This window comes from Streptomyces sp. NBC_00483 (assembly GCF_036013745.1).
In the GTDB taxonomy this organism is placed as follows: domain Bacteria; phylum Actinomycetota; class Actinomycetes; order Streptomycetales; family Streptomycetaceae; genus Streptomyces.
On the sequence record NZ_CP107880.1, the window covers coordinates 2,738,271 to 2,750,269 of the forward strand.

6 protein-coding genes and 3 rRNA genes are annotated in these 11,999 nt (G+C 64.0%); 2 read left to right on the forward strand and 7 right to left on the reverse strand.

All coding sequences use genetic code 11. From position 1 onward, the window contains the following. Positions 1-54: 54 nt before the first annotated feature. Positions 55-1,122, reverse strand: a complete 1,068-nt coding sequence (locus tag OHA73_RS12010) for an HAD hydrolase-like protein (protein WP_327655036.1) — start codon at positions 1,120-1,122, stop codon at positions 55-57. Positions 1,123-1,194: 72 nt separating this feature from the next. Here OHA73_RS12010 and OHA73_RS12015 point away from each other — a divergent pair, with 72 nt between their 5' ends. Next, positions 1,195-2,496 (forward strand): DUF1015 domain-containing protein, encoded by a 1,302-nt coding sequence (locus OHA73_RS12015; RefSeq protein ID WP_267070931.1) that lies wholly within the window; start codon positions 1,195-1,197, stop codon positions 2,494-2,496. A 68-nt stretch (positions 2,497-2,564) separates the two neighbouring features. Here the strand turns inward: OHA73_RS12015 and OHA73_RS12020 are convergent, their stop codons facing one another. From OHA73_RS12020 to OHA73_RS12045, 6 genes are all read right to left on the reverse strand, one after another. Then, the gene (locus OHA73_RS12020) at positions 2,565-3,299 is read right to left on the reverse strand and encodes a tetratricopeptide repeat protein (RefSeq protein ID WP_267070930.1); all 735 of its coding nucleotides are present in this window, start codon (positions 3,297-3,299) and stop codon (positions 2,565-2,567) included. Next, the gene (locus OHA73_RS12025; protein WP_327655037.1) at positions 3,245-4,345 is read right to left on the reverse strand and encodes a hypothetical protein; all 1,101 of its coding nucleotides are present in this window, start codon (positions 4,343-4,345) and stop codon (positions 3,245-3,247) included. The genes OHA73_RS12020 and OHA73_RS12025 overlap by 55 nt, the downstream gene beginning before the upstream one ends. Before the next feature lie 304 nt (positions 4,346-4,649). Beyond that, positions 4,650-4,766, reverse strand: a 5S ribosomal RNA gene (gene rrf, locus OHA73_RS12030). 134 nt (positions 4,767-4,900) lie between these two features. Then, a 23S ribosomal RNA gene (locus tag OHA73_RS12035) occupies positions 4,901-8,023 on the reverse strand. Between the two features lie 314 nt (positions 8,024-8,337). Continuing rightward, a 16S ribosomal RNA gene (locus tag OHA73_RS12040) occupies positions 8,338-9,863 on the reverse strand. The 16S, 23S and 5S rRNA genes sit together here, the layout of an rRNA operon. Before the next feature lie 555 nt (positions 9,864-10,418). After that, positions 10,419-11,060, reverse strand: a complete 642-nt coding sequence (locus tag OHA73_RS12045; RefSeq protein ID WP_267070928.1) for a DNA-3-methyladenine glycosylase — start codon at positions 11,058-11,060, stop codon at positions 10,419-10,421. 114 nt (positions 11,061-11,174) lie between these two features. Here OHA73_RS12045 and OHA73_RS12050 point away from each other — a divergent pair, with 114 nt between their 5' ends. After that, complete coding sequence (locus OHA73_RS12050; RefSeq protein ID WP_266721153.1) at positions 11,175-11,957, forward strand: sporulation protein; 783 nt, start codon at positions 11,175-11,177, stop codon at positions 11,955-11,957. The last annotated feature ends 42 nt before the right edge of the window (positions 11,958-11,999 follow it).

Here is an 11,999-nt window from a genome sequence, read left to right on the forward strand (position 1 = left end):
CGGGGCGAGCACACGTCCACCCCCACCCCGTCGCGGCTCCGAAGCGCGGGCGCGCTAAACCCCCAACCGTGCCACCGCCTTCCCCGTATCCAGCTCGCAAACCCCGTCCCCGGCCGCACTCCACGCCGCCGCACACAGCGCCCGCAGCCCGTCGATCGCCTCGCCGTCCCCCTCGATGCGCAGCTCCCCGTCCCCGGCGATCGCGGTCCAGCCCCCGCACCGGAACCCGCCGTCGCCGCCCTGAACCTCCTCGACCTCCGGCTGCCCGGTGAGCAGGCCCCGCAGATCCACATCCACATACGTGGGCCGGTGCTGCGGCGGCGCGGCGAGCAACTGCGCGGCATCGGTGACACCGGTCAGTACGAGCAGCGAATCCACGCCCCCGTTGAACGCCCCCTCGATGTCCGTGTCGAGCCGGTCGCCCACCACCAGCGGGGTCTTCGCGCCGGTCCGCAGAATCGTCTCGCGGTGCATCGGGGGCAACGGCTTCCCCGCGATCTGCGGCTCAGCACCCGTCGCGATCCGGACGACCTCGACCGCCGCCCCGTTCCCCGGCGCGATCCCGCGCGCACTCGGAATCGTCAGGTCCGTATTGGAGGCGAACCACGGCACACCCCGCGCGATCCCGTAACAGGCCTCGGCGAACCGCCCCCACGCCATGTCCGGCCCGCCGTACCCCTGCACCACCGCGGCCAGATCCTCGTCGGCGGAGTCCACCGGCACGAGCCCCCGCTCACGCAGGGCCACCCGCAGCCCTTCGCCCCCGATCACCAACACCCGCGCCCCTTCGGGCACTTGCTCGCTGATGAGCCGCGCGACGGCCTGCGCCGACGTGATGACATCGTCGGCCCCGGTCGGGATCCCGAGCTCGGTCAGATGCTCGGCCACGGCGTCCGGCGTGCGCAGCGCGTTGTTCGTGACGTACGCGAGCCCCATCCCGCCGTCGCGCGCCACGGCCAGCGACTCGACGGCATGCGCGATGGCCTGCCCGCCCGCGTACACGACCCCGTCGAGATCCAGCAGCGCCGTGTCATACGCCTCGCTCAGCTCTCGCGCGCTACCACCGGGCCGCAGCCGGGCCCCACTGTCGGCCGTCCCGCTCGCACTGTGGCCCTGGCTCATTCCGCATCTCTCCTCGGTCGATCCCACTCCCCCGATCATCCCTCACGGCACTGACACTCGTACGATGCGGGGATGAACACTGCAGGTCGCACGGCACAGTCGGGCACCAACGGCCTGGATCTGATCCCGTTCAGGGGCGTCCGCTACGTCCCCGAACAGGTCGGCAGCCTCGCCGCCGTGACCTCGCCCCCGTACGACGTAGTCGTACGGCCGGACGGTCTGCTGCACCTGGAGAACGCGGACCCGCACAACATCGTCCGCCTGATCCTGCCGCAGGCCGTGGAGCCCCGGACCCGCAACGAACTGGCGGCCGCCACCCTGCACCGCTGGCTCGCCGAAGGCGTCCTCGCCCCCGACGCCGAACCAGCCTTCTACGTATACGAGCAGCGCAACGGCGACATGCTGCAGCGCGGCATCATCGGCGCCCTCCACCTCTCCGAGACCTCGGAAGGTGTGGTCCTCCCCCACGAGGACGTCATGCCGCATGTGGTCGAGGACCGGGCGGGGCTGATGCGCACGACGGCCGCGAACCTCGAACCGCTCCTGCTGACCTACCGGGGCAACGGCAACGCGACCGGCGCCACCGCCGTCATCGAGCGCACGGTCCAGCACGCCCCGCTCCTCGCCACGACCACCGAGGACGGCTACAGCCACCGCCTCTGGGCGCTCACCGACCCCGCCGACCAGCGCCAGGTCCAGGACGGTCTCGCCACCCACCAGGCGTTGATCGCGGACGGCCACCACCGCTGGGCCACCTACCTGCGTCTGCGCACCGAACACAGCTCGCCGGGCCGCACCCCCTGGGACTACGGCCTCGTCCTCCTGGTCGACACGGCCCGCTACCCCCTCCGGGTCCGCGCCATCCACCGCCTGCTGGGCCGCCTCCCCCTCGACCGGGCACTGGCGGCGGCCGGCCCGCACTTCCGCGTACGCGAGGTCGCCGGCCCGCTCCCGCACGCGATGGAAGCCCTGGCGAAGGCGGCGTCCCACGGCAACGCCTTCCTCCTCACCGGCACCGAGGACACGTACCACCTCCTCGACCGCCCCGACCCGGCGCTCCTGGACCGTACGATTCCGGCCGATCGCCCCGAGGCCTGGCGCACCCTCGACGCCACGGTGCTGCACTCCACGCTCCTCGGTGACGTCTGGGGCATCCCGGAGGACTCCCCCGCCGACGTCACGTACATCCACGACACGCAGGCGACGGTCGACAAGGCGCGCCACGACGGCGGCACGGCGGTCCTGATGCACCCGGTCCGCGAGGAGGTCGTCCGCGAGCTGGCCCGCCAGGGCGTGACGATGCCCCGCAAGTCCACGTCGTTCGGCCCGAAGCCGGCCACGGGCCTGGTACTGCGCACATTGACGGACGACTGAGAACGACGGCCGACAACGACGAACGGGCGGGCTCCCTGAGGGAGCCCGCCCGTTCTTCATGTCACGTTCTACCGCTCGTCGCGCTCTTCGCGCTCGACGCCGTCGCTGTCGGCGTCGCTGTCGGCGTCGCTGTCGTCCTGAGGCGCCGGGGCGCCGTCCTCGGCACTGTCGTCAAAGGCGTCCACGAACTCGACACCGTCCAGCTCGGCGAGCCGGTCGGACGCGTCCGTGCTGCCGTCCTTGTCGGACTCGACGGCCTTGGCGAACCACTCCCGCGCGTCGTCCTCGCGCCCGGCCTCCAGCAGTGCGTCGGCGTACGCGTAGCGCAGACGCGCGGTCCACGGCTGCGTGGCGTTCGAGGCGAGCTCGGGGCTCTGCAGGGTCACGATGGCGGCGTCCAGCTGCCCCATGTCCCGTCGCGCACCGGCGGCCACGAGCCGCATCTCGACCTGTCCGGCCTTGTCCAGCTTCGACACCTCGGGGGCGCCGGCCATGTCCAGCGCCTTCTCGGGACGCCCGAGCCCACGCTCGCAGTCGGCCATGAGCGGCCACAGCTCCGCGCTCCCGGTCATCCGCCGCGCGGCCCGGAACTCGGCGAGCGCCTCGCTGTACTTCTGGGTCCCGTACGCGGCGAAGCCAGCGGCCTCCCGCACGGCGGCGACGCGCGACGCGAGACGCAGCGCGATCCTGGAGTACGCGTACGCGCGCTCCGGGTCCTCGTCGATCAGCCGTGCCACCATCACGAGGTTCATGGCGACATCCTCGGCGAGCCCCCGCGGCAGGGACTGAAGCTCCTGCTGCACGCTCTTGTCGAGCTCGGCGCCGGAAACGTCGTCCGGGATCGGCAGCCGCTTGATCGGCTCACGGTCCCGCTCCCGGTCGTCCCGGACCCGGGGCCCACCACGCCGGTCGTCACGGCGGTCGTCGCGGCGGTTGTCCCGCCCGTCGTCACGCCGGTCGTCGCGCCCACGGAACCCACCGGGACGCCCGCCCCGGTCATCGCGCCGGAAGCCACCACCGCGGTTGTCGTCGCGCCGGTCATCGCGACGCGGCCCACGGTCACGGTCGCGGTCGTCGCGCCGGAAGCCGCCACCGCGGTTGTCATCACGACGGTCATCACGACGGTCATCGCGACGGAACCCACCGCCACGGTTGTCATCGCGACGGTCATCGCGCCGGAAGCCACCACCGCGGTTGTCATCGCGACGGTCATCACGACGCGGCCCACGGTCACGGTCCCGATCACCGAACGAACGGTCATCGCGACGGTCGTCACGGCGGAAGCCGCCGCCACGGTTGTCATCACGACGCGTGTCGTCCCGACGGTCGTCCCGACGGAACCCACCGCCACGGTTGTCGTCGCGCCGATCGTCACGACGCGGCCCACGGTCACGGTCGTCGCGCCGGAAGCCGCCACCGCGATTGTCATCACGACGGGTGTCGTCCCGACGGTCATCGCGACGGAAGCCACCACCGCGGTTGTCGTCCCGCCGGTCATCGCGACGCGGCCCACGGTCACGGTCGTCGCGCCGGAAGCCGCCACCACGGTTGTCATCGCGCCGATCGTCACGGCGGAACCCGCCGCCACGGTTGTCATCGCGACGGGTGTCGTCCCGACGGTCATCCCGCCGGAACCCACCACCGCGGTTGTCGTCGCGTCGATCGTCCCGACGCGGCCCACGGTCACGGTCGCGGTCGTCGCGCCGGAATCCGCCGCCACGGTTGTCATCACGACGGGTGTCATCACGACGGTTGTCGTCGCGCCGGAACCCACCACCGCGGTTGTCATCGCGCCGGTCATCACGACGCGGCCCACGGTCACGGTCCCGATCACCGAACGAACGGTCATCACGCCGGTCGTCACGCCGGAAGGGCGGACGCTCCCGGTCGCCATCCCGACGGTCCCGACGCGGGGCCCCGCTGTTGCCGCGGAACCCGCCCCGATCCCCCCGGTCACCACTGTCCCGTCGGCGCTGATCGCGCTCCGGACGCTCATCGGGAGAGTTGGTGGCCATCGGTTGACTCCTGTCTTCGGTACCGCAGTCATTCTCGCGCAACCGGGGTGCCGGCGCGCTCCGAGAAAAGCTCTGGAAATACAAAAAGGACCCTTGGTCCCAGCATGTGTGCCGGGACCAAGGGTCCTCTCAAAAATAGTTCGGCGGCGTCCTACTCTCCCACAGGGTCCCCCCTGCAGTACCATCGGCGCTGTGAGGCTTAGCTTCCGGGTTCGGAATGTAACCGGGCGTTTCCCTCACGCTATGACCACCGAAACCCTTTCAGACATCCCTCAAAAGGGATATGTGAACAGGGCGGCGAACTAGCACACTTTTCAATTGATAAGTGAAACTGTTCAGCCAGCACAACTGTTCGTTGTCTGGGAACAACACAGTGGACGCGAGCAACTGAGGACAAGCCCTCGGCCTATTAGTACCGGTCACCTCCACACCTTGCGGTGCTTCCAGATCCGGCCTATCAACCCAGTCGTCTACTGGGAGCCTTAACCCCTCAAAGGGGGTGGGAATACTCATCTCGAAGCAGGCTTCCCGCTTAGATGCTTTCAGCGGTTATCCTTTCCGAACGTAGCCAACCAGCCATGCCCTTGGCAGGACAACTGGCACACCAGAGGTTCGTCCGTCCCGGTCCTCTCGTACTAGGGACAGCCCTTCTCAATATTCCTACGCGCACAGAGGATAGGGACCGAACTGTCTCACGACGTTCTAAACCCAGCTCGCGTACCGCTTTAATGGGCGAACAGCCCAACCCTTGGGACCGACTCCAGCCCCAGGATGCGACGAGCCGACATCGAGGTGCCAAACCATCCCGTCGATATGGACTCTTGGGGAAGATCAGCCTGTTATCCCCGGGGTACCTTTTATCCGTTGAGCGACGGCGCTTCCACAAGCCACCGCCGGATCACTAGTCCCGACTTTCGTCCCTGCTCGACCCGTCGGTCTCACAGTCAAGCTCCCTTGTGCACTTACACTCAACACCTGATTACCAACCAGGCTGAGGGAACCTTTGGGCGCCTCCGTTACTCTTTGGGAGGCAACCGCCCCAGTTAAACTACCCATCAGACACTGTCCCTGATCCGGATCACGGACCCAGGTTAGACATCCAGCACGACCAGAGTGGTATTTCAACGACGACTCCACAACCACTGGCGTGGCCGCTTCAAAGTCTCCCACCTATCCTACACAAGCCGAACCGAACACCAATATCAAACTATAGTAAAGGTCCCGGGGTCTTTCCGTCCTTCTGCGCGAAACGAGCATCTTTACTCGTAGTGCAATTTCACCGGGCCTATGGTTGAGACAGTCGAGAAGTCGTTACGCCATTCGTGCAGGTCGGAACTTACCCGACAAGGAATTTCGCTACCTTAGGATGGTTATAGTTACCACCGCCGTTTACTGGCGCTTAAGTTCTCAGCTTCGCCACACCGAAATGTGACTAACCGGTCCCCTTAACGTTCCAGCACCGGGCAGGCGTCAGTCCGTATACATCGCCTTACGGCTTCGCACGGACCTGTGTTTTTAGTAAACAGTCGCTTCTCGCTGGTCTCTGCGGCCACCCCCAGCTCATGGAGCAAGTCCAATCACCAGGAATGGCCCCCCTTCTCCCGAAGTTACGGGGGCATTTTGCCGAGTTCCTTAACCATAGTTCACCCGAACGCCTCGGTATTCTCTACCTGACCACCTGAGTCGGTTTAGGGTACGGGCCGCCATGAAACTCGCTAGAGGCTTTTCTCGACAGCATAGGATCATCCACTTCACCACAATCGGCTCGGCATCAGGTCTCACCCTCATGTCTCCCGGATTTACCTAGAAGACGGGCTACACCCTTACCCCGGGACTACCATCGCCCGGGCTGGACTACCTTCCTGCGTCACCCCATCGCTCACCTACTACCAGCTTGGGCCGGCGGCTCCACCACTTTCCATTCCCCGAAGGGTCCGGAACGGCTTCACGGCCTTAGCATCACTGGATTCGATGTCTTTCGCGTCACAGCGGGTACCGGAATATCAACCGGTTATCCATCGACTACGCCTGTCGGCCTCGCCTTAGGTCCCGACTTACCCTGGGCAGATCAGCTTGACCCAGGAACCCTTAGTCAATCGGCGCACACGTTTCTCACGTGTGTATCGCTACTCATGCCTGCATTCTCACTCGTGAACCGTCCACAACTACCTTCCGGTGCTGCTTCACCCGGCACACGACGCTCCCCTACCCATCACAGCGGGCGTTGGCCCTATAGCTGCAATGACACGACTTCGGCGGTACGCTTGAGCCCCGCTACATTGTCGGCGCGGAATCACTTGACCAGTGAGCTATTACGCACTCTTTCAAGGGTGGCTGCTTCTAAGCCAACCTCCTGGTTGTCTCTGCGACTCCACATCCTTTCCCACTTAGCGTACGCTTAGGGGCCTTAGTCGATGCTCTGGGCTGTTTCCCTCTCGACCATGGAGCTTATCCCCCACAGTCTCACTGCCGTGCTCTCACTTACCGGCATTCGGAGTTTGGCTAAGGTCAGTAACCCGGTAGGGCCCATCGCCTATCCAGTGCTCTACCTCCGGCAAGAAACACACGACGCTGCACCTAAATGCATTTCGGGGAGAACCAGCTATCACGGAGTTTGATTGGCCTTTCACCCCTAACCACAGGTCATCCCCCAGGTTTTCAACCCTGGTGGGTTCGGTCCTCCACGAAGTCTTACCTCCGCTTCAACCTGCCCATGGCTAGATCACTCCGCTTCGGGTCTTGAGCGCGCTACTAAATCGCCCTATTCGGACTCGCTTTCGCTACGGCTTCCCCACACGGGTTAACCTCGCAACACACCGCAAACTCGCAGGCTCATTCTTCAAAAGGCACGCAGTCACGACGCATTGAGTAAACTCAATGCGCGACGCTCCCACGGCTTGTAGGCACACGGTTTCAGGTACTATTTCACTCCGCTCCCGCGGTACTTTTCACCATTCCCTCACGGTACTATCCGCTATCGGTCACCAGGGAATATTTAGGCTTAACGGGTGGTCCCGCCAGATTCACACAGGATTTCTCGGGCCCCGTGCTACTTGGGTGTCTCTCAAACGAGCCGTTAATGTTTCGACTACGGGGGTCTTACCCTCTACGCCGGACCTTTCGCATGTCCTTCGCCTACATCAACGGTTTCTTACTCGTCTCACGGCCGGCAGACCGTAAAAGAGAGATCCCACAACCCCGCACACGCAACCCCTGCCGGGTCTCACACGTATACGGTTTGGCCTCATCCAGTTTCGCTCGCCACTACTCCCGGAATCACGGTTGTTTTCTCTTCCTGCGGGTACTGAGATGTTTCACTTCCCCGCGTTCCCTCCACACTGCCTATATATTCAGCAGCGGGTGACAGCCCATGACGACTGCCGGGTTTCCCCATTCGGAAACCCCCGGATCAAAGCCTGGTTGACGACTCCCCGGGGACTATCGTGGCCTCCCACGTCCTTCATCGGTTCCTGGTGCCAAGGCATCCACCGTGCGCCCTTAAAAACTTGGCCACAGATGCTCGCGTCCACTGTGCAGTTCTCAAACAACGACCAACCACCCGTCACAACCCACCGAAGCGGATTTTTACCGGGGCCGGCACTGAAGGCGACCATCACGGCCGTACCTTCAGACACCCAACAGCGTGCCCGACACCCTCGCCACTCGTGATCAGCTTTCCACGCTCCGAAGAGCAGTACTTGCAGCCCGAGATGACTGACGGTGCCGAATAATCAACGTTCCACCCATGAGCAACCACCGTCGAACGTTTGCCGACGTAGTGGCCTCTGACCTCGTCCCGAAGGACTCGGTAAGAAGTGCTCCTTAGAAAGGAGGTGATCCAGCCGCACCTTCCGGTACGGCTACCTTGTTACGACTTCGTCCCAATCGCCAGTCCCACCTTCGACAGCTCCCTCCCACAAGGGGTTGGGCCACCGGCTTCGGGTGTTACCGACTTTCGTGACGTGACGGGCGGTGTGTACAAGGCCCGGGAACGTATTCACCGCAGCAATGCTGATCTGCGATTACTAGCAACTCCAACTTCATGGGGTCGAGTTGCAGACCCCAATCCGAACTGAGACCGACTTTTTGAGATTCGCTCCACCTTGCGGTATCGCAGCTCATTGTATCGGCCATTGTAGCACGTGTGCAGCCCAAGACATAAGGGGCATGATGACTTGACGTCGTCCCCACCTTCCTCCGAGTTGACCCCGGCGGTCTCCTGTGAGTCCCCATCACCCCGAAGGGCATGCTGGCAACACAGAACAAGGGTTGCGCTCGTTGCGGGACTTAACCCAACATCTCACGACACGAGCTGACGACAGCCATGCACCACCTGTACACCGACCACAAGGGGGCGCCTGTCTCCAGACGTTTCCGGTGTATGTCAAGCCTTGGTAAGGTTCTTCGCGTTGCGTCGAATTAAGCCACATGCTCCGCTGCTTGTGCGGGCCCCCGTCAATTCCTTTGAGTTTTAGCCTTGCGGCCGTACTCCCCAGGCGGGGCACTTAATGCGTTAGCTGCGGCGCGGACAACGTGGAATGTTGCCCACACCTAGTGCCCACCGTTTACGGCGTGGACTACCAGGGTATCTAATCCTGTTCGCTCCCCACGCTTTCGCTCCTCAGCGTCAGTAATGGCCCAGAGATCCGCCTTCGCCACCGGTGTTCCTCCTGATATCTGCGCATTTCACCGCTACACCAGGAATTCCGATCTCCCCTACCACACTCTAGCTAGCCCGTATCGACTGCAGACTCGGGGTTAAGCCCCGAGCTTTCACAATCGACGTGACAAGCCGCCTACGAGCTCTTTACGCCCAATAATTCCGGACAACGCTTGCGCCCTACGTATTACCGCGGCTGCTGGCACGTAGTTAGCCGGCGCTTCTTCTGCAGGTACCGTCACTTTCGCTTCTTCCCTGCTGAAAGAGGTTTACAACCCGAAGGCCGTCATCCCTCACGCGGCGTCGCTGCATCAGGCTTTCGCCCATTGTGCAATATTCCCCACTGCTGCCTCCCGTAGGAGTCTGGGCCGTGTCTCAGTCCCAGTGTGGCCGGTCGCCCTCTCAGGCCGGCTACCCGTCGTCGCCTTGGTGAGCCATTACCTCACCAACAAGCTGATAGGCCGCGGGCTCATCCTTCACCGCCGGAGCTTTTAACCCCCATCCAGGAGAATGGGAGTGTTATCCGGTATTAGACCTCGTTTCCAAGGCTTGTCCCAGAGTGAAGGGCAGATTGCCCACGTGTTACTCACCCGTTCGCCACTAATCCACCCCGAAGGGCTTCATCGTTCGACTTGCATGTGTTAAGCACGCCGCCAGCGTTCGTCCTGAGCCAGGATCAAACTCTCCGTGAATGTTTCCCCGTCATCGGGGTGACACACACGAGAGCGGAACAGTCGGAGGAATAATCCGACCGTTCACAGCGTCCTCGCTGTGCGCCTGCCGACCCAAAGGCCTGCAGGACTTTTCAAAGGAACCTCGCCCCAGCAGATGCTGGAGACGGGGTATCAACATATCTGGCGTTGATTTTTGGCACGCTGTTGAGTTCTCAAGGAACGGACGCTTCCTTTGTACTCACCCTCTCGGGCTTTCCTCCGGGCGCTTCCCTTCGGTCTTGCTATTTTGCGTTTCCAACTCTACCAGACCCGTTTTCCGTTCCGTTTCCGGTTCGGATTTCATTTCCGGTGGCCGTTGGAGGGCCTTTGCCTTTCGGCGTGTCCACCACATTAGCCGAATCTCCCGGCAACTCATAATCGAGTTTCGCAGGTTCGAATTTCGGCATGCGAGCACGCCGAAAAGACCCCGCCGAGGGAAGTCGTAATGAGTGGTTTGGCCGCTTCCGGAGGTTGGCTGAGCGCCTGATCCGGCTTCAGCGGCTCGGGCCACATTACGGATCCCGTAGGGGTGCGTCAAGTTGAGCGGCGGCGAGGCGTATGGGCCCGATAAGGGCTCACCGTCGGGTCGTTGGCGACCCAGAAGCGCCAGGGGTGGACGCCGCCCTCGCCGGACACTCCGGTGCGTGGACCGTTGCGTACCTGGTCAGCGGGGACGGGGGTGCCGTGCAGGACTCTCAGCGGGGAGTCCGTTCGGGCGCAGGCGTCGGTGCCGTCCAGGGATCGGTCCACGCCGAGGGCCGTGGCCATGCGGGCCGGGCCTTTGGCCAGTTCCTTGTCGTTCCGGGCCGATAGTCGACGTTTGCGGGCCAGTTCGGCGCCCTCGATGATCTCGCCGGCGCGGAGCAGCACGGCGCTCGCCCTGCCCTCCTCACCGCAGACCAGGTTCATGCAGTGCCACATGCCGTAGGTGAAGTAGACGTATACGTGTCCGGGGCGCCCGAACATCACGCTGTTGCGGGCGGTTCGGCCTCTGTATGCGTGGGACCCGGGGTCGTTCGCGCCGTCGTAGGCCTCGACCTCTGTGAGGCGGAGCTCGATCGGTCCGTCCGGAGTGGATCGGACCAGCGTGCGTCCGAGTAGGTCGGGGGCGACGTCCAGTACAGGTCGGTCGAAGAACTCACGTACAAGGGGCGTACGGTCAGGGGCCGCGATCATGCCCTCCGAGGGTAGTGGAGCGGTCGGGACAGGCGCTCGCGGAACCGGGCGCAGCTGTCCCGCGTATGTAGTGAGCAGTATCAGCAGTGGTTCGCACACGGAGGAGATCGAGGCATGGGGTTCAAGCGGCTGTTGGCGAGTCTGGGCGCGGGCGGGGCGTCCGTGGAGACGGTGCTCACCGAGGTCAATGTCGTGCCCGGTGGTGTCGTTCAGGGTGAGGTGCGGATCCAGGGCGGGTCCGTCGACCAGGAGATCGAGGGCCTTTCGGTCGGTCTGCAGGCGCGGGTCGAGGTCGAGGGGAACGACCAGGAGACGAAGCAGGACATCGAGTTCACCAAGGTGCGGCTCGGGGGCGCGTTCGAGCTCAAGGCGCAGGCCGTGCACGCCGTTCCGTTCGGGCTTGAGATCCCGTGGGAGACGCCCGTCACGATGATCGACGGGCAGCAGCTGCGCGGCATGAACATCGGGGTGACGACCGAGCTGGAGATCGCCCGGGCCATCGACTCGGGTGACCTCGACCCGATCAATGTGCACCCCCTGCCGTCCCAGCAGGCGCTTCTCGATGCCTTCATCCGCATCGGCTTCCGGTTCAAGAGCGCGGACATGGAGCGCGGCCACATCCGGGGTACGCGACAGAAGCTGCCGTTCTACCAGGAGATCGAGTTCCACCCGCCGCAGCAGTACCGGGGGCTCAACCAGGTGGAGTTGAGCTTCGTGGCCGACGACCGGGAGATGGACGTCGTACTGGAGATGGACAAGAAGCCGGGGCTGTTCAGCGAGGGCAGCGACACGTTCCGGTCGTTCGTCGTCGGGCACCAGGACTTCCAGGGCACGGACTGGTCGGCGTATCTGCACCAGTGGCTGTCCGAGGTCGGCAGCAAGAGGAACTGGTTCTAGGGTTTCAGGAGCAGGGTCGACAGACTCTGTGGAACCAGAGTT

Coding starts and splice junctions, on each gene's coding strand:
- OHA73_RS12010 (WP_327655036.1), bottom strand. CDS start 1,122: ATGAGCCAGGGCCACAGTGCGAGCGGGACGGCCGACAGTGGGGCCCGG.
- OHA73_RS12015 (WP_267070931.1), top strand. CDS start 1,195: ATGAACACTGCAGGTCGCACGGCACAGTCGGGCACCAACGGCCTGGAT.
- OHA73_RS12025 (WP_327655037.1), bottom strand. CDS start 4,345: ATGACCGTTCGTTCGGTGATCGGGACCGTGACCGTGGGCCGCGTCGTG.
- OHA73_RS12045 (WP_267070928.1), bottom strand. CDS start 11,060: ATGATCGCGGCCCCTGACCGTACGCCCCTTGTACGTGAGTTCTTCGAC.
- OHA73_RS12050 (WP_266721153.1), top strand. CDS start 11,175: ATGGGGTTCAAGCGGCTGTTGGCGAGTCTGGGCGCGGGCGGGGCGTCC.